This is a genomic window from Nocardioides dubius, assembly GCF_039528155.1.
Lineage (GTDB): Bacteria > Actinomycetota > Actinomycetes > Propionibacteriales > Nocardioidaceae > Nocardioides > Nocardioides dubius.
This window is the reverse complement of sequence record NZ_BAAALG010000002.1, coordinates 433489-458940: the sequence shown is the minus strand read 5'-3', so window position 1 is coordinate 458940 and position 25452 is coordinate 433489. Positions and strand designations below refer to the sequence as shown.

Here is a 25452-nt window from a genome sequence, read left to right as displayed (position 1 = left end):
GAGGACCCGCGCTATGCCGACGTCGCCATCCGGGTGCTGCCCGGCGTCAGCGCGGTGCAGGCGGTGGCCGCTCGGGCCGGAGCCCCGGTGGGTGCCGACTTCGCGGTGGTCAGCCTCTCCGATCGGCTCAAGCCGTGGGACGTCGTGGAGCGACGGCTGCGTGCGATCGCCGAGGCGGACCTGGTGCTGGCGATCTACAACCCGGCGTCGCGGAGCCGGACCGACCAGATCGGGGTCGCGCGCCGGGTGCTGCTGGAGCACCGCGCCCCGGAGACCGTGGTCGTGGTCGGGCGCTCGGTCGGTCGTGAGGGCGAGTCGATCACGGTGACCACCCTCGGGGAACTCGACCCGGCCACGATCGACATGTCCTGCCTGGTGATCGTCGGTGCGTCCGCCACCCGGGTCTCGGCGGCGGGTGTCTGGACGCCGAGGTATGTGCGGTGACGGTGCACTTCGTCGGCGCCGGGCCGGGTGCCGCGGACCTGTTGACCCTGCGCGCCGCCCGCCTGCTCGCGGAGGCGTCGGTGGTGCTCTACCCGGGCACCTACCTGGACCCGGACGTGCTGGCGCACTGCGGGCCGCAGGCTCGCCTCGTCGACACGCAGTCGCTGGACCTCGACCAGATCACCGCCGAGCTGGTGAGCGCCGCGCAGGCCGGGGGCAGCGTCGTCCGGCTGACCTCGGGCGACCCCTCCCTCTACTCGGCGCTGCACGAGCAGACCAAGCGGCTGGATGCCGCCGGGGTGCCGTGGCAGGTGACGCCGGGCGTGCCCGCCTATGCGGCGGCCGCGGCCCGGGTGGGGCGTGAGCTGACGGTGCCGCTGGTCGCGCAGTCGGTGGTGCTGACCCGGACCCAGGCCCGCTCGACGCCGATGGGCACCGGCGAGTCACTGCGCGGCTATGCGGCGAGCGGGGCGACGCTGGTGCTGCACCTGGCGATCACCCGGATCGAGGCGCTGATGGCGGAGATCGCTCCCGAGGTGGGGGAGGACTGCCCGGTGGTGGTGGTCTACCGCGCCAGCCAGCCCGCCGAGCAGGTGCTGCACGGCACTGTCGCCAGCATCGCCGGCCTGGTCGCCGAGGCCGACCTGCGGCAGGCGGCGGTGATCCTCGTCGGGCGGGCGCTGACGCCGACCGGCTCGGGGGAGTCCTACCTGTACAGCGCGGAGCGCGACCGCGACGCGAAGCGCGCCGCGGGGCCGGGCGGGGCATGGTGATGGATCTCTACGAGGCGATCGGACGACGTCGGGACACGCGCGCGGAGTTCACCGGCGGGCCGATCGATCCGGCCGTGCTCGCCCGGATCCTGGAGGCGGCCAACCAGGCACCGAGCGTCGGGATGTCGCAGCCGTGGGTCTTCGTGACCGTGCAGGCGCCGGCCACCCTCGAGGCCTTCGCCGAGCACGTCAGCCAGGAGCGGGAGGTCTTCGCCGCCTCGCTGGCAGGGGAGCGGGCCGAGACGTTCACGAAGGTGAAGATCGAGGGGATCCGCGAGTCGGGGCTCGGGATCGTGGTCGGCTACGACCCGACCACCGCCGGCCAACAGGTGTTGGGGCGTCACGCGATCGCCGACGCCGGCCTGTACTCGGTCTGCCTGGCGATCCAGAACCTGTGGCTGGCGGCGACCGCAGAGGGCGTCGGGGTGGGCTGGGTCAGCTTCTATCGCGAGGAGTTCCTCTCCTCGCTGGTGGGCTTCCCCGCACACATCCGCCCGGTGGCGTGGCTCTGCGTCGGGCCGGTGGCCGACCTGCCCGAGGTGCCGGACCTGGAGCGGTTCGGCTGGCGGGGCCGCACCCCTGTGGCTGCGGCCCTGCACGCCGAGCGCTATCAGAGGTGACGCGGACGCCCCGAGCGCGGGAGCGCCACCCGGGGTGTGGAGCCGGCCAGTGCCGCATGGCGCGGGCCGGTGCCGGTGGCGGGGTGCGACTCGATCTCCTCGGCACGCAGGGCGTCCATGCCCCAGATGACGATGGAGCCGATCACTGCCACGGAGAGTGAGACGCTGAGGAAGATGACGACCTCGATCATGACGGGCCTCCTTGCCCTCGAAAAACCGTTACATACCTGTATAGTTATTCGTAACGGTATTGACAAGGGGTGTGGCGAAGATTTCCGCACCGAGCCTGGAGAGGTGAGCGATGGAGGAGTTCAGCGTCGGCGAGCTCGCCGCCCGGACCGGCCTGACCCCGGGTGTGCTGCGCACCTGGGAGAACCGGTTCGGCTTCCCGGAGGGACGTCGCAAGCCGTCGGGGCACCGGAGGTTCACAGAGGGCGACGTCGAGGATGTGCGCCGGGTGCTCGAGGCCCGGGCGAGCGGGGTGCCGTTGCGGGTCGCGATCGACGACGTGCGCGGGCAGCGCGAGGAGTTCGCCTCGCCCTCCCTGTACGGGTTGCTCGGCGCCCGCTATCCGCAGCTGCAGCCGCGGCGCCTGAGCCGGAGCGTGCTGACCGCGTTGTCGCATGCGATCGAGGATGAGTGCCTCGGCCGTGGCGGTGCCGCGCTGGCGCTCGGCTCGTTCCAGAGCGGTGACCGCTTCGGTGAGTCGGCGGCGCGGTGGAACGAGCTGGCGCGCACCTCGCTGTGGGCGGCGGTGCTCGGTGACTTCACCGGGTCGGACGACGATGCCGAGCCTCGCGCCGCCGGGCCACACGCTCCGGCGCTCGTGCATCTGCCGGGCGCCGCTCCGATGCTGCGCGAGTGGTCGGTGGTCTGCCTGTCGGCCGAGTTCGCGGTCGCGCTTGCGGCGTGGGAGGCGCCGGCCACCGGGGCGCGCGAGTACGAGGCGATCCTCAGCACGGATCGCGAGGTGGTGACGGCTGCCGCCCGCACCCTGGCCGGCGTGGCCGAGGAGGCCGGTGCCGAGGTGCCGGAGGCGGCCCGCAAGCTGCTCGCCGAGACTCCGGCCGCGCGACTCTCCGGGCAGGCGCTCGACACCGAGCGGCTGCTGCTGCGCGCGATGGCGTACCTGAGCTGAGTCTGTCGAGACCACCGACGCGCGCCCGCCCTCCGGAGCCGAGACGGGCTCCGGAGGTGGCGGGTGGCGGTGTCCCTTACTCGAGCTGGATGGTGCCGAGTGGGGTGACCAGCCAGGTATGGCCGTGCTTGTTGGTCCAGGTGTAGGTGCCGTCTCGGTTGCGGACGTATCTCCAACCGGCGAAGGTCTTCGCCAAGTGGTGACGTCTGCACAACGGGGCGAGGTTCTCGGGGTTCGTCTGGCCGGGCGGGCCACGCAGTTCGTCGGTACCGGCGTCGTACGGGTCGATGTGGTCGAGGTCGGCGTCAGCGGATGATCGGGTGCAGTGTGGGAAGACGCAGTGCTGATCTCTCAGCCGGACCTGCTCGGCCATCCACGGTGGTGGATCGTGCCGGTCGACGCTGCCGGTGCGGTTCAGGTCGATGACCGGCGTGATGCTCGCGATGGAGCCGTGCCGCTTCAACCACTCGGTGAGCTGCTCGATGAGGATCGGGCCGAGCCGGTCGGAGTCGGCGAGGGCGAGGTCGTCGGTGGAGAAGAGGTCGGCGAGCGTGGTGTGCACGAAGACGCGGAGCCCGCGCCCGGTGCGGCCTCGCGGCGTGGGCTGATCTGTGGCTTCGTAGTCCAGCGTGCCCTGCGCCTCCGCGATGTTCCCGAGTGCCTTGGCCTTGCGCTGGCCCAGCGTGTCGGTGTCACCGGCCCGCTTCATCTTCTCGGCTTCGTCGCACACCAGGTCGTGGAATCGCGCTAGGTCGAGCGAGTCACCCACCACATCGAGCGTCGATGTTCCGGACGCGGAACCGTCGGGGCCGTAGCGGTGGTTCAGGCTGACGTCCCAGTCTGCCTTGGAGAGCGGCCCGTTCTTGTCGCGGACCAGCCCCGGGTGGAACTTCGCCACCGCCATCGCCAACACCCGTTCGATGGTGGGCCAGCCGTAGCGGTCGCCGTCCGCCAGGGTCTGGTCGAACCAGGCGGCCGCCTCACGCGAGAGCTTGCGGGTGAGCTCCGCAACGCGGCGTGCCTTCCAACCCGGCACCTCCAGCAGCTCGACCCGCGCCCACAACAGCGGAAGCCGGTGGTGCAGGTCCAACGCGTCCGCCAACAACGAGAGCGCTGCGTACCGGGAGATGCCCGAGGCCGCGGCGAACTCCTCCGCCGCGAACGCCGCCACGGCCGGCGTCCCCTCGCCACCGAGGAAGTCGTCCAGATCGAGCGATGCGAACGCGGCGTCGTCGCACCACGAAGCCGAGGAACCACCAGGAACGACCGGGTTCATCACACACCACTGATGCGCCAACCGCAACTGCCTGCGCGCCGCCTTCAACGAACGCATCCGATCCTGAGAGATCACCGCGAGCAAGCACCCCGCATCGAGGTCCGTGACCTCATACGGAGTGTGCGTGGCGTCGATCTCGATCATGCGAGCAGTCCATCAGGGACCTCCGACACAAAGACCCGAGTGAGCGGCAGGGCGGATCTCGAGCAGGCAGAGGGGTCAGCCCAGCCGGCTCTGGAGGCGACGCAGAGGGTCGTGCTCGTCGCGGGTGCCGCCGGGGCCGGTGCCCTCCTTGGGGATCAGGCGACCGGCGTCCGAGCGGGTCCACTCCCGTACCGCCCACCGCTCCTGGATCGCCCAGCGGCCATCGCGGAACGTCATGTGGTCGACGTAGCGGACCCCGCTGGTGAAGTTCACCCGGCGATTGTCCGCCGGCTCTCCCCAGTGCACCGCTGTGCCGTACGCCTCGCTGATCGCCTCGTCGCCGTGGAGGTCGACGAGGTGGTTGCCGATGATGTGCATGGTGCCGCTCAGGTAGGTGCGCAACTGCGGCTCCACCCAGGCCAGGTACTCCTCGACGGTGCCGTCGAAACCGGTGTGGTGGTCGATCCCGTCCGGGTGGAAGGCATCGCGCACCAGATCCATCTGCAGGCGATCGATCCCGCGGCAGTACCGCAGCACCACATCGCGGATCTGCTGCCGGTCGCGTTCCGGGTCACGGGGGTACACGGCTTCACCCATAGGGGTGAAGCTAGAGCACGCTCACGCGGCGCAGGCGCCAGGTTCCGCTGGCCGGGCAGGGTGGCAAGCATGGCAGCCGTGGCGCGGGGGTACCGCTTCAGCGTGCCCACCGATCTCACCGCGCTCCACGCCGCGGACCTGACCATCGCGTCCGTCCCTTCGGGCCATGTCTACGTCCGCCACCTCGAGCGCCCGGACGGGCACGGCACCAGCCGGCGCCTTCCGGACCCGGACCCCGATGACCCTGGACGCGCCGCACAGCAACGGTGGTGGCCGCCGGTCATGCTGCGACCGCAATGGGCACAGGACGCCGAGTTCGACGTGTTCCACGTGCACTTCGGCTTCGACGCCTGCAGTCCCGCCGACCTGGAGCGGCTCACCCGGGTTCTCGCCGCGCGCGACAAGCGGCTGGTGCTCACCGCGCACGACCTGCGCAATCCCCACCATGAGGATCGGCTGCTGCACGACGCCCAGCTGGACGTGCTGATGGCCGCTGCCGACGCCGTCGTCACCCTGACCCCGGGCGCGGCGCGCGAGATCGCCGACCGCTGGGGTGTCGCGGCGACGGTGCTGCCGCATCCGCACGTTGTCGACTTCGCGACGATGCGGCGTCTGCAGCAGGCGCGGCGCAGCGACCCCAGGGACGAGTTCCGCGTAGGCCTGCATCTCAAGAGTCTGCGCGCGAGCATGGCGCCCTTGCGCCTTCTGCCCGCCCTGGCGGAGACAGTGGCGACGATCCCGGGTGGCGTGCTCCAGGTCAACGGCCACCGTGACGTGCTGGAGCCGACCGGCGCCCGGCGGGACCCCGCCCTCGCGCGCTGGCTCGAGCGTCAGGCCGCCCGCGGCCGGATCGATCTGCGCGTGCACGACTTCCTGCCCGACGACGCACTGTGGGAGTACCTCGCCGGCCTCGACGTCTCGGTGCTCCCCTATCGCTTCGGTACCCACTCGGGCTGGTTGGAGGCCTGTCGCGACCTCGGGACCCAGGTGATCGCGCCCACCTGTGGCTACTACGCCGAGCAGGGACCGGTGCTCTCCTACCAGCACGACGAGCATGGCTTCGACGCCGACTCCCTGATCGCCGCTGTGCACCGCGCTCACGCGCTCCGCCGCCAGGACCACGCGGTCCCGGTCGAGGACCGGCGCCGCCAGCGCCAGCAGGTGGCCGAGGCGCAGGACGCCCTCTACCGGTCGGTGCGGTGACGACGATGAGGATCTGCGTCATCGGATCGAGCCGGTTCCCGGTCCGCGAGCCGTTCGCCGGGGGCCTGGAGGCGCATACCCATGCCTTGGTCCGCGAGTTGGTGCGGCGCGGACACCAGGTCACCCTCTTCGCGGCGGCCGGCACCGACCCTTGCCTGCCGGTCGAACACCTGTCCTATCCGTCGTTCCAGCCCAGTGACGCGGCACGTCGCGACGTCGCCGCACCGGCGGGCGACTGGCTCCGTGAGCACCACGCCTACCTGGGACTGATGCTGGAGCTGGCCAGCGGCAGGCGGCGCTTCGACGTCGTCCACAACAACTCGGTGCACCACCTGCCGATCGCGTTGTCGGCCCTGGTGGCCGCACCGATGGTGACCACCCTGCACACCCCGCCCCTGGGGATGCTGGAGTCGGCGGTGGCGCTCAGCGACGGCGGCGTGCGGTTCATCGCGGTCAGCGACGCGACGGCCAAGGCGTGGGCGCCGCGGGTGCCGAGCGCGACGATCCACAACGGGATCGACCTCGAGACCTGGACGCCGGGTGCCGGCGGGGGTCCGGCGGTGTGGTTCGGCAGGCTGGTTCCGGAGAAGGCGCCGCACCAGGCCATCATCGCGGCGCGCGCTGCCCAGATCCCGCTGCTGCTGGCAGGGCCCTGTTGGGACCCCGGCTACTTCGCCGACCAGGTGGCGCCACGACTCGGCGGTTCGGTGACCTATCTCGGCCACCTGCGTCATCAGCAGTTGAGCGCCTTGTTGCGCGAGGCGTCGGTGGCCGTGATGACGCCGACGTGGGAGGAGCCGTATGGCCTGGTCGCTGCCGAGGCGATGGCCTGCGGGACGCCGGTCGCGGCGTACGCGCGCGGCGCGCTTCCGGAGCTGATCGACGATCGGGTGGGTGCGCTGGCCCGTCCCGACGACACCGACGACCTCGCCGCGGCGATGCGTCGGGCCGCGACGCGTGATCGCACCCAGGTGCGTCGTCACGTCGAGCGGCGCTTCTCCCTGCGCACCATGGTCGATCACTACGAGTCGGCCTTCCAGGACGCGATGGCGGGGTCTCGACCATGATCGGCTACTACATCCACCACCAGGGCCGTGGACATCTGCACCGGGCCACCCGGCTCGCCCGCGAGCTCAACGGGGACGTGACCGGTCTGTCCTCCCTGCCGCGCAGCGACGACTGGCCGGGGGACTGGGTGCAGCTCCCGCCGGACGACCTCGCCACCGCACCGGTGGACCCACAGGCACGGGGTGCCCTGCACTGGGCGCCGGTCGGCGACCTCGGGAACGCCTTGCGGATGCAGACGATCTCCACCTGGCTGACCACGCATCGTCCGGAGCTGATGGTCAGCGACGTCTCCGCGGAGGTCGCGCTGCTGAGCCGGCTGCACGGCGTCCGCGTGGCCACCGTGGTCCTGCCCGGAGAGCGCGGCGACCCCGCCCACGTCCTCGGCCGGAGCGTCTCGGACCTGTTGGTGGCCTTCTGGCCGTCCCATGCCTCGGAGATGGTCTCCGGGCTGTCCGCCGCTGACGCCGCGCGGCTGCATCGCCTGGGCGCGGTCGCACGCTGCTGCCCGCTCGGGACGGATCACCCGCCGGAGGAAGGCGATGGCCAGGCTCGGCGCGTGGTGGTGCTCGGCGGCGCGGGCGGCGGAGGTCCCACCAATGCAGAGCTGGCCCTGGCCCAGGCGGCGACGCCGGACTGGGAATGGCGCTTCCTCGGCGGCGCCGGCGGGCCCTGGGTCGATGACCCGCATCCCTTCCTGCGTGCGGCCGATGTCGTCGTCACCCACGCCGGCGAAGGCGCCCTCGCCGAGGTGGCCGCCGCGCGGCGTCCTGCCGTGGTGCTGCCCCAGCCGCGCCCGCACTACGAGCAGTTCGCCACCGCCCGCGCCCTGGCGCACGGGAGCTGGCCGGCCGTGGTCGCCGGCGACGCCGCCGCGGCCGACTGGCCGAGCCTGCTGAAGCGGGCGGCAGGTCTGGACGGGCAACGATGGTCGGGGTGGTGCGACGGGCTGGCGCCTAGCCGCTTCGCCCGCCTGGTGGACGAGTTCCTGGGCGACGCGCGGCGGTCCGCGTGACGCGGACGGCGGTGATCACCGTCGTGCACGGACGGCACCGGCACCTGCAGCGCCAGCGCGAGACGCTCGCCCTCTCCGCACGACCTCCGGACGAGCACGTGGTGGTCGCACTGGACGACGCCGAGGTGGCGCGCGTGATCGTGGGACCACCCGCCACGCGCCTGGTCGAAGCGGCCGGCGACAGCCGGGGGCTGCCGTTGGCGGCGGCCCGGAACCTGGGCGCTCGAAGCGCCCTGGCAGCGGGGGCCGAGGTGTTGGTCTTCTTGGACGTCGACTGCCTGGCCGGGCCGGCACTGATCGGCGGCTACCGCGATGCGGTGATCGCCGAGCCGGATCGGGTGTGGTCGGGGCCGGTCACCTATCTGCCGCCGGCGGGCCCCGGGGGATATCCGCTCCGGGCGCTGGCCTCGCTGGACGCGCCGCATCCGGCGCGACCGGCCCCGAAGCCGGGAGAGCGCATCGTCCAGTCCGACCCCGACCTGTTCTGGTCGCTCTCCTTCGCGCTGCATCGCACGGCCTGGTTGCGCTCCGGCGGATTCCACGAGGGCTACCTGGGCTACGGGGGAGAGGACACCGACTTCGCGCGCTGCCTGCAGGCAGCAGGACTGGGGCTGGGCTGGGTGGGCGAGGCGCGCAGTTACCACCAGCACCACCCCGTCCACGATCCGCCCGTCGAGCACCTCGACGACATCGTCCGCAACGGAAGGCTCTTCCGGCAGCGCTGGGGCGAGTGGCCGATGCGGGGATGGCTGGCCCGGTTCGAGGAGCTCGGACTGGTCCGGCGCAGCGGTGACGGTTGGGAGATCACTGCTCGCGCAACGCCGCCGTGAGCGCACTGCGGTCGTGCACGTCCAGCTTCGTGTAGACGTGGCGCAGGTGGTACTCGATGGTCTTGGGGCTGAGGAAGAGCGCGGCCGCGGCCTGCCGGGTGGTGCGCCCGGCGGCCAACAGGCGGGCCACCTGCAGCTCCTGCGGGGTGAGCAGGTCGATGGTGCCCTCGCCGCGGCGGTGCGCATGCGCACCGGTCGCCTCCAGCTCGGCTGCCGCGCGCTCCGTCCACGGGTGCGCGCCCAATGCGTCGAAGCCGGCCAGCGCCGCGCGCAGTGCCTTCCGCGCGGCGACCCGCTGCCGCCCGCGCCGCAGCGCCTGGCCCAGGGCGAGGTGGGTGCGGGAGTCCTCGAAGCGGTCCTCGCCGTCACCCTCGGCGAGCGCTCGGGCCAGCTCCACGGCCGGCGACGCCGACGTCAGCGCCCCGGCGCGCGCCACACGCGCGCTCAGCCTGCCGCCACCTGCCCGCTCGGCAGCGTCCCGGCAGCGCCTCGCCTCGGCAGCGGCCTCGGCGGCCGGCGACAGCCGCAGCAAGCCGTCGACGATCTCCGGCCCCGGGTCGAGGTCGACGCTGAAGTGGCCCGCCGCCACCAGATCCGCCACCGCGCGGTAGTGCCGCAGCGCCTGATCGGCTCGCCCGGCGCCGAGCTCCAGGTCGCCGAGAGCGGCCCGCGCCCAGACCTGAGCCAGCGGCACCCGATCAGCGCCCGCCAGGCGCAGCGCCTCCTCCGCATGCCCGCGGCAGGTGCCTGCCCCGGTGCGCGCCTCCAGTCCGGCCAGCCCGGCCGACAACAGGGCCAGGTCGTTCTCCTGGCGGCATGCGCGGGCCGCCTCGATCCCGGCCCGGTAGTGCTCCGCCGCCTCCGGCCACCGGTTCGCCGCCACGGCGCAGCGCGCGACCTGGAGCAGCACCGGTGCTGCCCAGCCGAGGGCCAGGCCCTCCTCCCGCAGCCAGGCGGCCCGGTCCAGCACCGGTGCCGTGAGACCGGACCAGTCCTGCACGACCAGCGTGCCCAGCACGCGCTCCTGGCGCCGGAACGGATCCGATCGGCCATCCTCGGCCCACCCGGCCAGCCACTCCCGGAGGACAGGCTGCGCCCCCGGCCCGGCGCGCTCGCGAGCCACGGCGCCGACCATGCGCGCCCGGACGGCGACTTCAGGCGAGCAGTGCGGTTCGAGCCACTCCAGCAGCACGGCCGTGCGATCGGCCGCCGCGCCGTCCCCGAGGGCGAGGGCAGCGCCGAGCAGGTCTGCCGAGGTCGTCACCGCTGCGCTGGGGTCGGTGGTGGCCAGGATGCCGAGCGCCCGCTCCGCCAGCGTGCGGCTGCATGCCAACGATCCCCAACGCTGCTCCAGAACGGCTTGCGCGGCGTCGATCCTGGCCTGATCGGCCGGCTCGTGGGAGACCGCTGCCGCCCGCTCCACCAGGGCAGCCGCGCGGTCGCCCTGCCCGGCGAGGGCAGCCGCCTCGCTCGCTGCCAGCAGCCGTCGCGCCTGCACCCCGCCTGCCGTGGACAGGGCAGCGGCCCGGGCGTAGCCGGTGGCCGCCACCGCATGCGCGCCCGCGTCCGACGCGCGCCGGGCGGCCTGGGCGACGTCGTCCGCGACCTCGTCGTCGAGCCCGACCGCGCCCTCGGCCCGGTGCCAGGCGCGGCGGTCGGGATCGGAGGTGACGGCGGCGATCGCCCGATGCGCCTCGCGCCGCTGCCCGGCCGAGGCGACCACGCAGACCGCCGCTCGGGCCAGGGGGTGCTGGAACGTCACCCCGCCGGGGCACAACGTGACCAGCCCCGCAGTCTCGGCCGCATCCGCCTCCGCCAGGCTCAGGCCGAGCCGCTCCAGCGCCGCGGTGGCCTCGCCGGAGTCGCTCGCGAGGGCAGCGACCAGCAGGGAATGACGGGCCCGGGGTGGCAGCGCCAGCGCGCGGTTGGCGTACCCAGTGATGGCCGCACCCCGCACGCTGATCGGTGCTGCCGGCGTCTGGGCCTCGACCGTCTCCCAGCTGCGTGCCAACGTGACGACGGCGAGCGGGTTGCCGGCGGTCGCGGCGTGCACGCGCGCCGCCAGTGCAGTCGGCACCGGCTGCCCGGTGTGGGTGGTGAGGAGCGCTCGCACCTCGGCCGGCCCGAGCCCCGGCACCGTGAGCCGGGGCAGCCCCGCATCGAGCAGCACGCTGCCCGAGGGCCTGCTGGCGATCGCCACGGCGACCCGTTCGGCGGCGACCCGCCGGGCCACGAAGAGGAGCGCGGCGGCCGACGTTTGGTCCAGGAGGTGCGCGTCGTCTACCAGCACCAGGACCGGCTCCTCGGCTGCGGCAGTGGTCAGGAGGCTCAGCACTCCGGCGTGGACGGCGAGGCGATCGGGCGCTGGGCCGCAGCTGAGCGCCAGCGCGGTCGCGAGCGCCTCCGCCTGCGGTGCCGGCAGGCCGTCGAGCAGGCCGCGCAGCGGCCGGACCAGCTGCTCGAGCCCGCTGAACGCCACGCCCTGCTCCGGCGCGCACCCGTGCACCCACAGCATCCGAAGGCCGCCGCTGGCCGCGGCCAGCTCGCCGAGCAGGGCGCTCTTGCCGATGCCGGCCTCGCCGACCAGCAGGAGGGCGCCGCCCCGGGAGAGCCGCGCGGCGCCGACCAGGCGCGCGAGCGTCTGCCGTTCGGCGTCCCGGCCGATGAGCATCTTGCGATTCTAGTGGCTCCTCGCGCCACCGGACCGCGCAGAAACCAGGTGGGCCACCTGATGCGAGGCGGTACCGGCGGCGGCAACGTCGATCTGTGGCTCGTCACCCCGAGGCGGGCTCTGGAAAGGACCAGTCATGACTCAGACTCACCCCACCACCGGGCGCGAGGTGGACCCCGACAAGCTGATGAGCTTCGTCTTCCGCGCCGTCGAAGAGGTCGGCTCGGCACTCAACGGTGCCCTCGTCGTCATGGGCGACCAGCTGGGCTACTACCGCGACCTGGCCGAGCACGGCCCGAGCACTCCCGAGGAGCTCGCCTCGCGGACCGGCACCGAGGAGCACTACGCCCGAGAGTGGCTCAACTGCCAGGCGGCCGGCTCCTATGTCGAGTACGACGCCGGCACCGGGCGCTATCTGCTGCCTCCGGAGCAGGCGGTGGCCTTCACCGACACGAACAGCCCTGCCTACCTACCGGGCCTGTTCCAGATCGCCCACGGAACGATCCGCGACACCCCGAGCATCGTGGCGGCCGCACGCCAGGGCTCCGGCGTGGGGTGGCACGAGCACAACGCCGACGTGCACGTCGGGTGTGAGCGCTTCTTCGCGCCCAGCTACCAGGCGCACCTGATCGGTGAGTGGCTGCCGGCCTGTGAGGGCGTCACCGAGAAGCTGGCGGACGGCGCACGAGTGGCCGACGTCGGCTGCGGCCACGGAGCCTCGACCATCCTGATGGCGCAGGCGTTCCCCGAGGCCCACTTCGTCGGCTCCGACTACCATCACGCGTCGATCGCGACGGCTCGCGAGCGGGCCGAGGAGGCCGGCGTCTCCGACCAGATCGACTTCATCGCCGAGGCCGCGCAGGTGATCGACGGCGAAGGCTTCGACCTGGTCACCACCTTCGACTGCCTGCACGACATGGGCGATCCGGTGGGCGCGGCCCGGCACATCCGGGGGCTGCTCAAGGACGACGGCACCTGGATGATCGTCGAGCCTGCCGCCGGCGACGAGGTCCAGGACAACTTCAACCCGGTCGGGCGTGCCTACTACGGATTCTCGACCCTGCTCTGCACGCCCACGTCGCTGGCCCAGGACGTCGGCCTGGCCCTGGGCACCCAGGCCGGCCCTGCCCGGATCAAGGAGGTCGTGATGGAGGGCGGCTTCAGCCGCTTCGACCTGGTCGCCCAGACGCCGTTCAACAACGTGTTCGAGGTGAGGCCCTGACGATGCCACGCCAGCGCCCCACCAGCGCTGGAGCTAGCCGTCGAGCGCGGCGAGGTTGGCCTCGACCTCGCTGCGCCAGGCCTCGTTGGGCCGGGTGGTGTCGATCTCGAACTCGAAGCGCTCGGTCATCTCGGGAGTGACCTCCTCGACGTCGACGTAGAACTGCTGATACCAACGACGCAGCTGGTAGACCGGGCCGTCCTCCTCGCACAGCAGCGGGTTGTCGATGGCGGCCTTGTTCTTCCAGATCGCGACGTCCTGCTCGAAGCCGAACTTGATGAACTGCGCGTTGGTCGCCGCCAGGCGCTCGGCCTCCTCGTCGCTGACGCCGTCCTTCTTCTCGACGATGACGCCGTACATGAGCACGAAGCTGTTCTCGTCGATCGGGTAGTGGCAGTTGATCAGGATCGTCTCGGTGTCGCCGTCCTCGTAGTGGTACGTGAGCTCGTCGATCATGAACGACGGGCCGTGGTAGGCGGCGACGGAAGTCGAGCCGAGGCTGACCGGGCCGGGCCGGTTGCTGCGCGCGCGGATGTCCTCGCGGCCGGTGCCGTTCATGTACTGGTAGGCGCTCTGGTTCTCGAAGACGTTCTTGAACTGGGTCGGGAAGGCGTAGTGGATGTAGAAGAAGTGCGCCATGTCGACGACGTTGTCGATGATCTCGCGGCAGTTGGAGCCCTCGATGGTGATCTGGGTCCAGTTCCAGTCGGTCCAGTTCTCGGCGGCAACCTGCGGGATCCGGGGGATGGTCACGTCGGCCGGCGGCGGGTTGCCCTGCGGGTCGTTCCAGACGAAGACCATGCCGTCTTGGACCATCGTCGGCCAGGACGCGGTGCGAGCACGCAGCGGAACCCGGCGGGCGTAGGGGATGGACTTGCACTTGCCGTCGCCGCCCCAGCGCCAGTCGTGGAACGGGCAGGCGATCTCGTTGCCCTTGACCGTGCCCTGGGAGAGGTCACCGCCCATGTGGCGGCAGTAGGCATCGAGTACGTTGATCTCGCCGTCCTCGCCGGCGAAGACCACGAGCTTCTGACCGAAGCCGTTGATCTGGTGCGGCTTGCCGTCGGCGAGGTCACGCTCGAGACCGATGCAGTGCCACCCGCGCGCGAAGCGCCGAGTGCCCGGGTCGTGCTCGATCTGTCGCACCTCGACATCGGTCTGGGTCTCGCTCACCTGGCGCTCCTTCACTCGACGGATGGTCACTGTGATCCAGAGCACAATCTAGGGAGATCTGGCGCAAAGATCCGGATTGCTCCCGCTCGCCGGAATTCCGGTCGCGTATGCCGGATTGGGTAAACCCAGCGCCGGGCACCGTCCGCGGGTGCCAAGGGCGCCTCGCCGGTGCTGTACTGGAACGATGCATCGGCAGATCGCCGGCAGACTGACCGGCCCCGTCAGCAAGTGGCTGGTCCTCGTGCTCTGGCTGCTGGTCACCTTCGGCTCGTCGATCTATGCGGCCAAGCTCGTCGACGTGCAGAACAACGAGGCGTCGTCGTGGCTGCCCGACAGCGCGGAGTCCACCCGGGCGCTGGAGAAGCTGAGCACCTTCCAGGACGTCAACTCCATCCCGACCGTGGTCGTCTACCAGAAGGAGTCCGGGCTGGGCGAGGCCGATCTGGCCGCCGCCGCAGCCGATGCCAGCGCCTTCGCAGCGATGGACGGCGTCGAGGGAGAGGTGCTGGGCCCGTTCCCGTCCGAGGACGGCAAGGCGATGCAGACGGTGGTCACCTTCAACTTCGGCTCCGAGGGCTGGAACGCGATGCCGGACGCCGCCGACGAGTTGCGCGACCTCGCCTCGGTGGACGGCGCCAAGGTCTACATCGCCGGGCAGGGCGGGCAGGCCGCGGACTCGGCGGAGGCGTTCGGTGGCATCGACACCACTCTGCTCTTCGCGACCCTGAGCATCGTGATCGTGATCCTGCTGTTCACCTATCGCAGTCCGGTGCTCTGGATCCTGCCGATCATCTGTGCCGGGGTGGCGCTGTTCGGCGCCCAGGCGCTGATCTACTTCCTCGCCAAGTACGCCGACCTGACCGTGAACGGGCAGAGCTACGCCATCCTGACGATCCTGGTGATCGGCGCGGGCACCGACTACGCCCTGCTGCTGGTGGCGCGCTACCGCGAGGAGCTGCGCCGGCACGAGGATCGGCACGAGGCGATGGCCTTCGCCCTGCACCGTGCCGCACCAGCGATCCTGGCCAGTGCGGCCACGGTGATCCTCAGCATGCTCTGCCTGCTGCTGGCCGAGCTGAACTCGACGGCCGGGCTGGGGCCGGTGGCGGCGATCGGCATCGCGGTCACGTTCCTGGTCCAGATCACCCTGCTGCCGGCACTGCTCACCATCTGCGGGCGCTGGATCTTCTGGCCCAAGCGCCCTGCCCATGGCTCGCCGGAGCCGACCCAGCGCGGGCTCTGGGCGAAGATCGGCAACCGGATCAAGGCCGCTCCGCGGATGGTCTGGATCGTCACCACCGCCGTCCTGGCGCTGGCCTGTCTCGGCGTGCTGCGCCTGGACACCGCGGGTCTGGCCACCGACGAGCAGTACACCCGCGACTTCCAGTCGGTGACCGGCCAACAGGTGTTGATCGACCACGGGCTGGTGGACCAGTCCAACACGGTGCAGGTGGTCGCCGAAGCTGAGCGGGCCGACGCCGTCCGCGAGGCGATGGTGGGCATCCCCGGCATCCAGCAGCCCGGGGAGCCGGTGACCAAGGACGGCCTCGCCCTGGTCCAGGCGGCGATCGACACCGACATCGCGGCGCCTGCCTCCTTCGACGCGGTGCGGGCGGTCCGGGACGCGACCCACGCCGTTCCCGGCGCGAACGCCTTGGTGGGCGGGGGATCGGCGTTCTACCTCGACACCCAGGAGGCCGCCGCCCGCGACAACATGGTGATCATCCCCGCGATCCTGGCGATGGTGCTGCTGATTCTCATGGTGCTGTTGAGAGCGGTGCTCTCGCCGATCATCCTGGTCGCCACGGTGGTGCTCTCCTTCGGTGCGGCGATGGGCATCTCGGTGCTGCTCTTCGAGTACGTCTTCGGCTTCGAGGGCTCGGATCCGGCCTTCCCGCTCTTCGCCTTCGTCTTCCTGGTCGCGCTCGGCATCGACTACAACATCTTCTTGATGACTCGGGTCCGCGAGGAGACCCGGGACCGCGGCACCCGCGCCGGCTCACTGGTCGCGCTGACCTCCACCGGCGGCGTGATCACCTCGGCCGGGCTGGTGCTCGCGGCCACCTTCCTGGTGCTGGCCACGATCCCGGTGGTCTTCCTCGCCGAGCTGGGCGTCGCCGTCGCGCTGGGCGTCATGCTCGACACCATGGTGGTCCGCTCCGTGCTCGTCACCGCGATCAACCTGGACCTCGGCCCGCGGATCTGGTGGCCGAGCCGCCTCGACGCGGACGGCCCACTAGATTGGCCGGATGAGCAAGCAGTCGACGCCGCCCGTCGAGATCCGGTCTGAGCGTCCCGCCGACGTCGGCGCCATCGCCGCGGTGACCGGAGCGGCCTTCGCCGGTGCCGAGCACTCCGCGCCGCCGGTCCGCCCGGGTGGTCCGCCCGGCGAGGTGGACCTGATCGGGTGGTTGCGCGCCGACGAGGGGTGGATCCCCGAGCTGTCGCTGGTGGCCGTGCTGGAGGACGAGGTGGTCGGCCATGTGGTCTGCTCCCGGGGCCTGGTCGACGACGCACCTGCGCTCGGCCTGGGCCCGGTCAGCGTCCGCCCGGACCTGCAGGGACGGGGTATCGGTGACGCGCTGATCCGCGAGGTGCTGGCGCGGGCGACGGAGGATGGCGAGACGCTGGTGGCCCTGGTCGGCGAGCCCGCCTACTACCGGCGCTTCGGCTTCGCGACCGCCGCCGAGCTCGGCGTCGAGGCACCCGACCCGGCCTACGGCGACTACTTCCAGGCGCTCGCCCTGGGCACGGAGCCGCACCCGCAGGGGCGGTTCCGCTACGCAGCTCCGTTCGACCGCTTCTAGGGCATGTCTTGGGGCGGCTCAGCGCTGCCACGCCCACTGGGTGACCGTGCGCGCCGGAGTCCAGCCGGTGAAGGTGCCGACCGGCGCGGTGCTCTCGACCGCGATCCGGGTCAGCTCGCCGCCGTGGGTGCGGTAGGCGTCGGCCAGCAGCTGCTCGGTCTCCAGGGTGACGCCGTGCACCACCAGCCGGCCACCGGGCCCGAGGGCGCCCAGGCACGCGTCCAGGACGCCGGGGCGGGTGGCGCCGCCGCCGATGAAGATGGCGTCCGGGGTCTCCAACGCAGCCAGCGCATCGGGGGCCTTGGCCTCGACCACGCTCAGCCCGGGAACTCCGAGAGCCCTTGCATTGCTGGCGATCCGGGCCGCCCGCTCGCTGTTCGCCTCGACCGCCGTGGTGCGACAGGTCGGGTGTGCGCGCATCCACTCGATGCCCACCGATCCGGCTCCCGCACCGACGTCCCACAGGTGCTGGCCGGGGGCCGGTGCGAGCCGGGCCAGGGCTGAGGCGCGCAGGTCGCGCTTGGTGAGCTGGCCGTCGTTCTCGAAGGCGTCGTCGGGCAGGCCGGCCACCCAGGCCGAGAGGTACGGCGTGTCCGGCGACGTCTCGACGGCGACCACATGCAGGGTCGGAACGTCGTCGGAGCTCACCCGCGTCCACGCATCCGCCGACCGGGTGCTGCGGGCCTCGTCGGCGGTGCCGAGGTCGCTGAGCACGGTCAGCGCGGCAGACCCGTGGCCGACCGCCGCCAGGATGCCGCCGATCTCGGCAGGGGTCTGCGGACCGGAGGTGAGCACCAGCAGCCGCCGGTTGGGGGCGACCGCGCGGCGCAGGGCGTCGACGTCACGACCGACGAGGGTCAGCACCTCGGACTCCTCGGCGGTCCACCCCATCGCGGCGCGGGCCAGGGCGACCGAGGAGATCGCCGGCACGATCCGCACGGCATCCGCACCCAGCAGCCGGATCAGGGTGCCTCCGATCCCGGAGACCAACGGGTCGCCGGAGGCCAGCGCCACCACCCGCCGTCCGCGGTGCTCGGCCAGCAGTGCCGGCAGCTGGTCGGCCAGGGGCGAGGGCCACGAGATCCGTTGCTGGGTTGACGATTCCCCGATGGAGGCATCGAGTGCGGCGAGGTGGCGACGGCCGCCCAGGACGACGTCGGCGGCCGCGAGCAGGGCACGGGCGGAGGACTCCAGCGTCAGGTCCGCGCCGACGCCCAGCACCGTGATCACCGGCTCTCGGGACACGTCCGGCTGACCAGGATTCGGGGCTGTCGCGGGGCTCATGGCCACGGAGAGTATCGTGACGGCCGAACAACGTGAGGTGCCCCTGCGCTCCACTCATCGGAACCGGTGAGGACGAGCAACGGGGAGAATCTGGGAAGCCGGTGAGACTCCGGCACAGGCCCGCTGCGGTAAGCCGGGCCCTCCGTCAGGAGGGACCCGTCAAGTCCGAAGACCGGCCTCACGCCATTCAGTTGATGCTGAACGAGCGGGAGCCTCACCATGTCACTGCAGTACCCATTTTCTGCCGTCGTCGGCTGCGATGTCGCCGACGACTCCGGCCTCGAGCCGATGGGCCTCGCGCTGATCCTCAACGCGATCAGCCCCGAGATCGGCGGCGTGCTGATCCGTGGCGAGAAGGGCACCGCGAAGTCGACCACCGTCCGCGCTCTGGCTGCTGTGCTGCCGCCGGTCGAGGTCCACCAGGGCGATCGCTTCTCCGCCGACCCTGCGGATCCGGCCGCGACCAGCCCCGACGCGCCGTTCACCCAGGGCACCACCACCCGCCCGGCGCGGCTGGTCGAGCTGCCGGTGGGCGCCACCGAGGACCGGGTGCTGGGATCGCTGCACCTGGAGCGGGCGCTGACCGCCGGCGCCGTGGAGTTCGAGCCGGGCATGCTGGCCCGCGCGCACCGCGGCGTGCTCTACGTCGACGAGGTCAACCTGCTCCACGACCACCTGGTCGACCTGCTGCTCGACGCCTCCGCGACCGGCTCGGTCACCATCGAGCGCGACGGCGTCTCGCTGCAGCACGCCTCCCGGTTCCTGCTGATCGGCACGATGAATCCCGAGGAGGGCGAGCTGCGCCCGCAGCTGCTGGACCGCTTCGGCCTGACGGTGGAGGTCGCCGCACCGCGCGAGGCCGCGCTGCGCGTCGAGGTGGTCCGGCGCCGGCTCGCCTTCGACGCGGACGCCGCGGGGTTCAGCGCCGGTTGGGAGCCGGCCCAGGCGACGCTCACCGCCCGGATCGCCGGTGCCCGCAAGACGGTCGGCGAGGTCGAGCTCTCGGACGCGGTGCTGCTCAAGGTCGCCGAGGTGTGTGCGGCGTTCGAGGTGGACGGCCTGCGCGCGGACATCGTGACCGCGCGGACCGCCGTCGCGCACGCCGCCTGGTTCGGCCGCTCGCGGGTGACCCGCGCGGACATCCGCGCGGCAGCGCTGCTGGCACTGCCGCACCGTCGCCGTCGCAACCCCTTCGACGCTCCCGGCCTGGACGAGGAGCTGCTGGACGCGATCCTCGGTGACGACGAGCCGGACGGTCCCGACGAGGGCCCCGACGGCGACGGCCCTGACGGCGGTGAGCCCGAGGATCAGGCTCCCGAGAACAGTGCTGGTGACGACGCTGCTGGCGACGGTTCCGCGGCCGCCAACACCGAGGCCGACGACCCGGGCACCCCTGAGCAGCCGGCCGTAGAGCCCGAGCCGGCTCCGAGCGAGACCGACGAGGCCCGCGAGCAGCGCCCGGCTCCCGGCGCCGGCGCGCCGACCACGGACCGGGCCCGGACGCCCTACCGGCCGCGGCTGCTGCGCGTCGACGGGGTCGGCCTGGGCAACCCGGGGCGGCGCAGCCGCGCCAAGGGCAGCACCGGACGCCGGGTCGGTGTCGAGGTGGGCCTGGGGACCGGTCGCGGGCTGCACCTGGTGGAGACGATCCGCGCCGCCGCCGAGCGCACGGCGCTGAGCGGTACGGCGGTGCGGGGGAGCCGGCTGGCGCTGGACGTCGCCGACCTGCGCAGCGCCACCCGAGAGGGCCGCGAGTCGAACCTGCTGCTCTTCTGCGTCGACGCCTCCGGCTCGATGGCCGCCCGGCGCCGGATGGCCGAGGTCAAGACCGCCGTGCTCTCGATCCTTGGCGATGCCTACCGGCGTCGCGACAAGGTCGCGCTGATCAGCTTCCGGGGCCGCGGCGCCCAGTTGGTGCTGCCGCCCACCGGCTCGGTGGAGGTGGCCGCCCGGCTCCTCGACGACCTCCCGGCCGGAGGCCGGACGCCCCTGGCCGAAGGGCTCCTGGAGGCAGCCGCGGTGCTGCGCCGGGAGCGGCTGCGCGATCCACGGCAACGCCCGCTGCTGTTGCTGGTCACCGACGGCCGGGCGACCGCGGGCACCGACCCGGTGCCCCGTTCGCGCCAGGCGGCCGATCACCTGGCCGCCCTCGGCATCCCGGCGGTGGTGATCGACTCTGAGAGCGGACCGATGCGCCTGGGCCTGGCCCGTCATCTCGCGGAGCACCTCCGCGCCGAACATCTGCCGATGGCCGAGGTGAGCGCGAGCGCGCTGGCCGCCGTCGCTGAAGGAAGAGTCGCCTGATGAGCACCCTCGAACCCCTTCGTCCCGGCACCGTCGCCCTGGTCGGCGGCGGCCCCGGGGACCCGGGCCTGATCACCGTCGCCGGACGGGCCGCCGTCGAGCAGGCGGATGTCCTGCTCGTCGATCACCTCGCACCGCGCGCGGCGCTCGCCTGGGCCGCCCCGGACGCCGAGGTGATCGACGTCGCGAAGCTGCCGCGCGGCGCGTTCACCCCGCAGGAGCGGATCAACGAGCTCCTGATCGCGCACGCCGGCGCCGGCCGCCGCGTGGTCCGCCTCAAGGGCGGGGACGGCTTCGTCTTCGGCCGCGGCGGCGAGGAGCTGCAGGCCTGTGCCGAGGCCGGCGTCGAGGTGCGGATCATCCCGGGCGTGACCTCGTCGGTCGCGGTGCCCGCGCTCGCCGGGGTGCCGGTCACCCATCGCGGACTGGTGCAGGGCTTCAGCGTGATCTCCGGCCATGTCCCACCCGAGGACCCCACCTGCTCGCTGAACTACCGGGCGCTGGCCACCTCGGGCACCACCCTGGTGGTGCTGATGGGGGTGGCCAACCTGGCCGCGATCACCAGCGCGCTGATCGCGAACGGGCTGGCGCCCGAGACGCCGGCGGCGGTGATCGCGCGCGGTGGCCACCCCGACCAGGAGGTCCGGGCCGCTGCGCTCGCCGAGATCGCCGAGGTGGCGTTGGGGATCAACCCACCGGCGATCACGGTGATCGGCGCCGTCGCCAGTTGGGCGGCGACCGCGCCGCTGAAGACCATGCAGGAGGCCTGAGATGCCGCAGGGAGTTCCGACCACCGTTCCGGACGACGGACTGACCACCCGGCAGCGGCGCAACCGGCCGCTGCTGATGGTGCACACCGGCGACGGGAAGGGGAAGTCGACCGCTGCCTTCGGACTGGCGATCCGGGGGTGGAACCAGGGCTGGCGCGTCGGTGTCTTCCAGTTCGTGAAGTCCGCCAAGTGGCGGATCGGCGAGCAGACCGTGCTGGAGCGCCTCGGCGCCCTGCACGAGGAGACCCAGGAGGGTGGCCCGGTCGAGTGGCACAAGATGGGCGCCGGCTGGTCGTGGACCCGGAAGCAGGGAGACGCCGAGGACCACGCCCGTGCGGCGGCCGAGGGCTGGGCGGAGATCAAGCGCCGACTGGCCGCCGAGGCCCATGACCTCTACGTGCTCGACGAGTTCACCTACCCGATCGCCTGGGGCTGGGTGGACCTCGACGACGTCGTCACCACGCTGCGTGACCGGCCCGGTCGCCAGCACGTGGTGATCACCGGACGGCGTGCGGCCCCGGAGCTCTGCGAGGTCGCCGACCTGGTCACCGAGATGACCAAGGTCAAGCACCCGATGGACGCCGGCCAGAAGGGCCAGCGGGGCATCGAATGGTGACCCTGCCCCGCCTGGTCGTGGCGGCGCCGTCGACCGGGCAGGGCAAGACCACGGTGGCCACCGGGTTGATGGCGGCGCTGAGCGGTCAGGGGCTCACCGTCTCCGGGCACAAGGTCGGGCCCGACTACATCGACCCGGGCTACCACGCGCTGGCCACCGGCCGCCCCGGACGCAACCTGGACCCGCACCTGGTCGGCGAGGAGCAGATCGCGCCGCTGCTGTTGCACGGTGCGCGCGGTGCCGACATCGCCGTCCTCGAAGGGGTGATGGGCCTCTTCGACGGCAGGCTCGGCACCGACGGCTTCGCCTCCACCGCACATGTGGCGGCGCTGACCCGCACCCCGGTGGTCCTGGTCGTCGACGTCGCGCGGATGTCCCGCTCCGCGGCCGCGATCGTCGCCGGGATGGCGACCTTCGACCCGAGCATCACGGTCGCCGGAGTGATCCTGAACCGGGCGCGCCCCGGCCGCAACACCGACGAGATCGCCCGGGCGATGCCGGTCCCGGTGCTCGGCGTGGTGCCGCACGAGGAGAGCGTGGAGTCGCCGTCGCGGCACCTGGGACTGGTCCCGGCCGCCGAGCGGCTCGGCACCAGCAGCGTGATCGAGCGGATGGCCGAGCACATCGCCAAGCACGTCGACCTGGACGCGGTGCGTGAGCTGGCCGGCACGGCCCCCGATCTGGACGCCGACCCCTGGGACCCCTCTGCCCGGGTCACCCCGGTCGCCGGATCCCCGGTGGTCGCCGTCGCCGGCGGACGGGCCTTCACCTTCCGCTACGCGGAGACCACCGAGCTGCTGAGCGCCGCCGGGGCACGGGTGGTGGAGTTCGACCCGCTGCACGATGCGGCGCTCCCACCGGGCACCCAGGCGCTCTACCTGGGCGGCGGCTTCCCCGAGGTGCACGTGGGCCAGCTGGCGGCCAACCGTCCGCTGCTCGGCCAGATCCGGGCCGCGGTCGACGCGGGGCTGCCCACCGTGGCCGAGTGTGCGGGACTGCTGTACCTGCTGCGGGAGCTGGAGGGAACCCCGATGGCGGGGGTACTCCCGGCCGGTGCGGCGATGGGGGGACGGCTGACGTTGCGCTATCCCCGGGTGACCGCCGCCGGCGACGACCTGCTCTCGCGTCGAGGGGAGAGCGTCACCGGGCACGAGTTCCACCGGACCGCGCTGGATGCGCCGCTGCGCGGCTGGCAACCTGCCTGGGAGGTGGACGGGGAGCTGATCGGTGCGACGTCGCCGACGCTGCACGCCTCCTACCTGCACGTGCACTGGGCCGGGCATCCCGTGCTGGCACAGCGGTTCGCCGACGCCGCGGCGCGAGCCACCCCGGTGCTGCCGGCGCCGGCAGCACCGGCCGAGGGCGTGGCGAGCGACCTCGACCCGGCAGCGGAGTCAACTCCGACGACGCCCGCGGCCGCGCCCGCGGACCTGCTGTTGCACCATGGGGACCGCGAGGCGACGCCCGGGCTGCTCGACTTCGCCGTCAACGTGCACCCGGAGCCGCGTCCGGACTGGCTGGAGGCGGCCTTGACCGAGGGTGTCGCCGCCTCGACCCGCTACCCCGACCCGGAGCCGGCCCGCCTTGCGCTGGCCGAGCTGCATCACCGTCGTCCGGACGAGGTGCTGGTCACCGCGGGGGCGGCGGAGGCGTTCGAGCTGATCGCCCGGATGAAGCAGTGGCAGCGTCCGGTGGTGGTGCATCCGCAGTTCACCGAGCCCCATGCCGCACTGGAGCGCGCCGGCCACCAGGTCGAGGCGGTGCACTGCCGGGCCAGCGACGGCTACCGGCTGGACCCGGCCGCAGTGCCCGACGACGCGGACCTGGTGGTGATCGGCAACCCGACGAACCCGACCGGGGTCCTGCACGCTGCCGAGACGATCGCCGCCCTGCGACGCCCGAAGCGGGTGGTCGTCGTCGACGAGGCCTTCATGGACACGATCCCGGGGGAGTCGGAGTCGCTGGCGGGTGACCGGCGACGCGGCCTCCTGGTGATCCGCAGCCTCACCAAGCACTGGTCGATGCCGGGGATCCGGGCGGGGTATGTGCTGGGCAACGCCCGCACCATCGCCGCGCTCGCGGCCCGCCAGATCCCGTGGTCGGTCGGCTCGCCGGCGATCACCGCGGCCGTCGCCTGCAGCTCGGAGGCAGCGCGCGCCGAAGCCGAGGCCCGAGCCGCCCGGATCTCCGGCTGGCGTGCCGAGATGGCAGGCGCCTTGCAGGCAAGGGGATACCCGGTCTCGGACTCGGCCACCGCGTTCCTCCTGGTCCGTCTCGGCGCCGGAGCTCGCGAGCGCCTGCGTCGGCTCGGCGTCGCCGTCCGGCGCACCGACACCTTTCCCGGGCTGGCGGACGCCGACGCGTGGGTGCGGGTCGCCGTGCGGCCGCCCGCGACGGCCGCGCTGCTGTACGCGGCGCTCGACCAGCTGGCGCCACGGTGAGCCTGACCGCGCGCGCTCGCGCGCGCGGTGCCGGACTGGCACTGGGCTTCCTGGCCGACCGGCTGCTGGGCGACCCGCGTCGCGGCCACCCGGTCGCCCTCTTCGGGACGGCCGCGCGCCGGCTGGAGCACCGCACCTACCGCGACGCGCGTGGCCGCGGCGCCTGGTACGCCGCAGCCCTGGTCGGCGGCGTCGCGCTGCTCGGGGCGGCAGGCGAGCGCGTCACGCTGCGGAACCCATTGCTGCACACGGGAGTCACCGCCCTCGCCACCTGGACCGTGCTGGGCGGCCGCACCCTGGAGCGTGAGGCGGAGGCGATCCACGGCCACCTCGCCGACGACGACCTGGCAGGTGCACGCCAACGGCTGACCCATCTGGTGAGTCGCGACACCCGCTCGCTCAGCGAGCAGGAGGTGGCGCGTGCGGTCGTGGAGTCGGTCGCGGAGAACACCTCCGATGCGGTGGTGGCGCCCTTGGTCTGGGGTGCCGTCGCGGGTGTGCCCGGCCTGCTGGCGTACCGGGCGGCCAACACGCTGGACGCGATGGTCGGCTACCGCAATGCTCGCTACGCCTCGTTCGGGTGGGCCTCGGCGCGGTTGGACGACCTGCTGAACCTGCCGGGGGCCCGACTCACCGGCGTCGCGGTGCTGCTGGCCCGCCCGGGGCGTGCGCGCTGCGCGCTGCGTGCCTGGCGTCGCGACGCGGCCGCGCACCCGAGCCCGAACGCGGGCGTGGTCGAGGCGGCGTTCGCCGGGGCCCTGGGGATCACCCTGGGCGGACGCAACAGCTACCCGGACACCGGGGCCGCCGAGGGGGCACAGCTCGTGGAGGAGCGGCACACCCTCGGCGATGGACCGCCCGCTGGCGTCGGCACCATCGCCGAGACGGTGCTGCTGGCGCGCCGGGTGGACCGGGTGGCGCTGGCGATGGTCGTGGTGGGCGTGCTGGCTCAGAGTGCGTGCCGGAAGCGGATGTGCACCCGGCCGTCCTCGATCGCGACCTCGGCCGCCACCCCGTAGACCGCCGCGATCCGCTCGGCCGTCAGCACCTCGGCCGGGG

Annotated in this window: 22 protein-coding genes and 1 riboswitch; of the genes, 16 read left to right on the top strand and 6 right to left on the bottom strand. The window is 72.7% G+C overall.

Annotated elements, in window-relative coordinates; all coding sequences use genetic code 11:
• The 3 genes from ABD151_RS03985 to bluB all read left to right on the top strand — a co-directional run.
• Positions 1 to 444: SAM-dependent methyltransferase (locus ABD151_RS03985; RefSeq protein ID WP_343991575.1), on the top strand; the 444-nt coding region annotated here is incomplete at its 5' end.
• The gene (locus tag ABD151_RS03980) at positions 441 to 1217 is read left to right on the top strand and encodes a cobalt-precorrin-4/precorrin-4 C(11)-methyltransferase (protein ID WP_343991573.1); all 777 of its coding nucleotides are present in this window, start codon (positions 441 to 443) and stop codon (positions 1215 to 1217) included. The genes ABD151_RS03985 and ABD151_RS03980, both read left to right, overlap by 4 nt.
• Entirely contained in the window at positions 1217 to 1837 is a 621-nt protein-coding gene (gene bluB / locus ABD151_RS03975) for a 5,6-dimethylbenzimidazole synthase (protein ID WP_343991571.1), read from the top strand. Before ABD151_RS03980 ends, bluB begins: the two co-directional genes overlap by 1 nt.
• On the opposite strand, the gene ABD151_RS03970 is transcribed toward bluB, so the two are convergent.
• Positions 1828 to 2028 carry a hypothetical protein gene (locus tag ABD151_RS03970; RefSeq protein WP_343991569.1) on the bottom strand — a complete coding sequence of 67 codons (201 nt, stop codon included), beginning with the start codon at positions 2026 to 2028 and terminating at the stop codon, positions 1828 to 1830. The genes bluB and ABD151_RS03970 overlap by 10 nt on opposite strands.
• 110 nt (positions 2029 to 2138) lie before the next feature.
• Here ABD151_RS03970 and ABD151_RS03965 point away from each other — a divergent pair, with 110 nt between their 5' ends.
• Positions 2139 to 2975: a DICT sensory domain-containing protein gene (locus ABD151_RS03965; protein ID WP_343991566.1), complete on the top strand. Its 837-nt coding sequence runs from the start codon at positions 2139 to 2141 to the stop codon at positions 2973 to 2975.
• Positions 2976 to 3051: 76 nt separating this feature from the next.
• Here ABD151_RS03965 and ABD151_RS03960 read toward each other — a convergent pair whose 3' ends face one another.
• Entirely contained in the window at positions 3052 to 4395 is a 1344-nt protein-coding gene (locus ABD151_RS03960; RefSeq protein ID WP_343991564.1) for an HNH endonuclease signature motif containing protein, read from the bottom strand.
• A 75-nt stretch (positions 4396 to 4470) separates the two neighbouring features.
• The gene (locus ABD151_RS03955; RefSeq protein ID WP_343991562.1) at positions 4471 to 4992 is read right to left on the bottom strand and encodes a nuclear transport factor 2 family protein; all 522 of its coding nucleotides are present in this window, start codon (positions 4990 to 4992) and stop codon (positions 4471 to 4473) included.
• 69 nt (positions 4993 to 5061) lie between these two features.
• On the opposite strand from ABD151_RS03955, the gene ABD151_RS03950 reads away from it, so the two are divergent.
• The 4 genes from ABD151_RS03950 to ABD151_RS03935 are packed head-to-tail and all read left to right on the top strand — an operon-like array spanning position 5062 to position 9105.
• The gene (locus ABD151_RS03950) at positions 5062 to 6195 is read left to right on the top strand and encodes a glycosyltransferase (RefSeq protein ID WP_343991560.1); all 1134 of its coding nucleotides are present in this window, start codon (positions 5062 to 5064) and stop codon (positions 6193 to 6195) included.
• Between the two features lie 5 nt (positions 6196 to 6200).
• On the top strand, positions 6201 to 7262 hold the full coding sequence (locus ABD151_RS03945) for a glycosyltransferase (RefSeq protein WP_343991558.1): 1062 nt from the start codon (positions 6201 to 6203) through the stop codon (positions 7260 to 7262).
• Positions 7259 to 8275 (top strand): glycosyltransferase, encoded by a 1017-nt coding sequence (locus tag ABD151_RS03940; RefSeq protein ID WP_343991556.1) that lies wholly within the window; start codon positions 7259 to 7261, stop codon positions 8273 to 8275. The genes ABD151_RS03945 and ABD151_RS03940 overlap by 4 nt, the downstream gene beginning before the upstream one ends.
• The gene (locus ABD151_RS03935; protein ID WP_343991554.1) at positions 8272 to 9105 is read left to right on the top strand and encodes a glycosyltransferase family 2 protein; all 834 of its coding nucleotides are present in this window, start codon (positions 8272 to 8274) and stop codon (positions 9103 to 9105) included. Before ABD151_RS03940 ends, ABD151_RS03935 begins: the two co-directional genes overlap by 4 nt.
• On the opposite strand, the gene ABD151_RS03930 is transcribed toward ABD151_RS03935, so the two are convergent.
• Positions 9080 to 11776, bottom strand: a complete 2697-nt coding sequence (locus ABD151_RS03930) for a helix-turn-helix transcriptional regulator (protein ID WP_343991552.1) — start codon at positions 11774 to 11776, stop codon at positions 9080 to 9082. The two genes, ABD151_RS03935 and ABD151_RS03930, sit on opposite strands and share 26 nt — an antisense overlap.
• 136 nt (positions 11777 to 11912) lie before the next feature.
• Between ABD151_RS03930 and ABD151_RS03925 the strand changes: the two genes are divergently transcribed.
• Entirely contained in the window at positions 11913 to 12998 is a 1086-nt protein-coding gene (locus ABD151_RS03925; RefSeq protein ID WP_343991550.1) for a class I SAM-dependent methyltransferase, read from the top strand.
• Positions 12999 to 13031: 33 nt separating this feature from the next.
• Here ABD151_RS03925 and ABD151_RS03920 read toward each other — a convergent pair whose 3' ends face one another.
• Positions 13032 to 14171, bottom strand: coding sequence for a 3-ketosteroid-9-alpha-monooxygenase, oxygenase component (locus tag ABD151_RS03920; RefSeq protein ID WP_343991548.1), 1140 nt, complete (start codon positions 14169 to 14171; stop codon positions 13032 to 13034).
• Between the two features lie 184 nt (positions 14172 to 14355).
• On the opposite strand from ABD151_RS03920, the gene ABD151_RS03915 reads away from it, so the two are divergent.
• On the top strand, positions 14356 to 16461 hold the full coding sequence (locus ABD151_RS03915; RefSeq protein ID WP_343991546.1) for an MMPL family transporter: 2106 nt from the start codon (positions 14356 to 14358) through the stop codon (positions 16459 to 16461).
• Positions 16421 to 16978, top strand: a complete 558-nt coding sequence (locus ABD151_RS03910) for a GNAT family N-acetyltransferase (RefSeq protein ID WP_343991544.1) — start codon at positions 16421 to 16423, stop codon at positions 16976 to 16978. Before ABD151_RS03915 ends, ABD151_RS03910 begins: the two co-directional genes overlap by 41 nt.
• An 18-nt stretch (positions 16979 to 16996) precedes the next feature.
• Here the strand turns inward: ABD151_RS03910 and cbiE are convergent, their stop codons facing one another.
• Positions 16997 to 18262, bottom strand: coding sequence for a precorrin-6y C5,15-methyltransferase (decarboxylating) subunit CbiE (cbiE, locus tag ABD151_RS03905; RefSeq protein WP_343991542.1), 1266 nt, complete (start codon positions 18260 to 18262; stop codon positions 16997 to 16999).
• A gap of 52 nt (positions 18263 to 18314) precedes the next feature.
• Positions 18315 to 18457, top strand: a riboswitch (cobalamin riboswitch).
• A gap of 24 nt (positions 18458 to 18481) precedes the next feature.
• Here cbiE and ABD151_RS03900 point away from each other — a divergent pair.
• The 5 genes from ABD151_RS03900 to ABD151_RS03880 are packed head-to-tail and all read left to right on the top strand — an operon-like array spanning position 18482 to position 25412.
• Positions 18482 to 20566 (top strand): VWA domain-containing protein, encoded by a 2085-nt coding sequence (locus ABD151_RS03900; protein WP_343991540.1) that lies wholly within the window; start codon positions 18482 to 18484, stop codon positions 20564 to 20566.
• Positions 20566 to 21336, top strand: coding sequence for a uroporphyrinogen-III C-methyltransferase (gene cobA / locus ABD151_RS03895; RefSeq protein ID WP_343991538.1), 771 nt, complete (start codon positions 20566 to 20568; stop codon positions 21334 to 21336). Before ABD151_RS03900 ends, cobA begins: the two co-directional genes overlap by 1 nt.
• Position 21337: 1 nt before the next feature.
• Positions 21338 to 21952 carry a cob(I)yrinic acid a,c-diamide adenosyltransferase gene (gene cobO, locus ABD151_RS03890; RefSeq protein ID WP_343991536.1) on the top strand — a complete coding sequence of 205 codons (615 nt, stop codon included), beginning with the start codon at positions 21338 to 21340 and terminating at the stop codon, positions 21950 to 21952.
• Entirely contained in the window at positions 21946 to 24393 is a 2448-nt protein-coding gene (cobBC, locus tag ABD151_RS03885) for a bifunctional hydrogenobyrinic acid a,c-diamide synthase/histidinol phosphate aminotransferase CobBC (RefSeq protein ID WP_343991534.1), read from the top strand. Before cobO ends, cobBC begins: the two co-directional genes overlap by 7 nt.
• On the top strand, positions 24390 to 25412 hold the full coding sequence (locus tag ABD151_RS03880) for a cobalamin biosynthesis protein (RefSeq protein WP_343991532.1): 1023 nt from the start codon (positions 24390 to 24392) through the stop codon (positions 25410 to 25412). The genes cobBC and ABD151_RS03880 overlap by 4 nt, the downstream gene beginning before the upstream one ends.
• Positions 25413 to 25452 lie beyond the last annotated feature (40 nt).

Bases quoted from the DNA above. Each gene is read 5' to 3' on its own strand.
- ABD151_RS03960 (WP_343991564.1), bottom strand. From the start codon at position 4,395: ATGATCGAGATCGACGCCACGCACACTCCGTATGAGGTCACGGACCTC.
- ABD151_RS03955 (WP_343991562.1), bottom strand. From the start codon at position 4,992: ATGGGTGAAGCCGTGTACCCCCGTGACCCGGAACGCGACCGGCAGCAG.
- cbiE (WP_343991542.1), bottom strand. From the start codon at position 18,262: ATGAGCCCCGCGACAGCCCCGAATCCTGGTCAGCCGGACGTGTCCCGA.
- ABD151_RS03965 (WP_343991566.1), top strand. From the start codon at position 2,139: ATGGAGGAGTTCAGCGTCGGCGAGCTCGCCGCCCGGACCGGCCTGACC.
- ABD151_RS03945 (WP_343991558.1), top strand. From the start codon at position 6,201: ATGAGGATCTGCGTCATCGGATCGAGCCGGTTCCCGGTCCGCGAGCCG.
- cobBC (WP_343991534.1), top strand. From the start codon at position 21,946: ATGGTGACCCTGCCCCGCCTGGTCGTGGCGGCGCCGTCGACCGGGCAG.
- bluB (WP_343991571.1), top strand. From the start codon at position 1,217: ATGGATCTCTACGAGGCGATCGGACGACGTCGGGACACGCGCGCGGAG.
- ABD151_RS03910 (WP_343991544.1), top strand. From the start codon at position 16,421: ATGAGCAAGCAGTCGACGCCGCCCGTCGAGATCCGGTCTGAGCGTCCC.
- ABD151_RS03930 (WP_343991552.1), bottom strand. From the start codon at position 11,776: ATGCTCATCGGCCGGGACGCCGAACGGCAGACGCTCGCGCGCCTGGTC.
- ABD151_RS03925 (WP_343991550.1), top strand. From the start codon at position 11,913: ATGACTCAGACTCACCCCACCACCGGGCGCGAGGTGGACCCCGACAAG.
- ABD151_RS03900 (WP_343991540.1), top strand. From the start codon at position 18,482: ATGTCACTGCAGTACCCATTTTCTGCCGTCGTCGGCTGCGATGTCGCC.
- cobA (WP_343991538.1), top strand. From the start codon at position 20,566: ATGAGCACCCTCGAACCCCTTCGTCCCGGCACCGTCGCCCTGGTCGGC.
- ABD151_RS03950 (WP_343991560.1), top strand. From the start codon at position 5,062: ATGGCAGCCGTGGCGCGGGGGTACCGCTTCAGCGTGCCCACCGATCTC.
- cobO (WP_343991536.1), top strand. From the start codon at position 21,338: ATGCCGCAGGGAGTTCCGACCACCGTTCCGGACGACGGACTGACCACC.
- ABD151_RS03915 (WP_343991546.1), top strand. From the start codon at position 14,356: ATGCATCGGCAGATCGCCGGCAGACTGACCGGCCCCGTCAGCAAGTGG.
- ABD151_RS03970 (WP_343991569.1), bottom strand. From the start codon at position 2,028: ATGATCGAGGTCGTCATCTTCCTCAGCGTCTCACTCTCCGTGGCAGTG.
- ABD151_RS03940 (WP_343991556.1), top strand. From the start codon at position 7,259: ATGATCGGCTACTACATCCACCACCAGGGCCGTGGACATCTGCACCGG.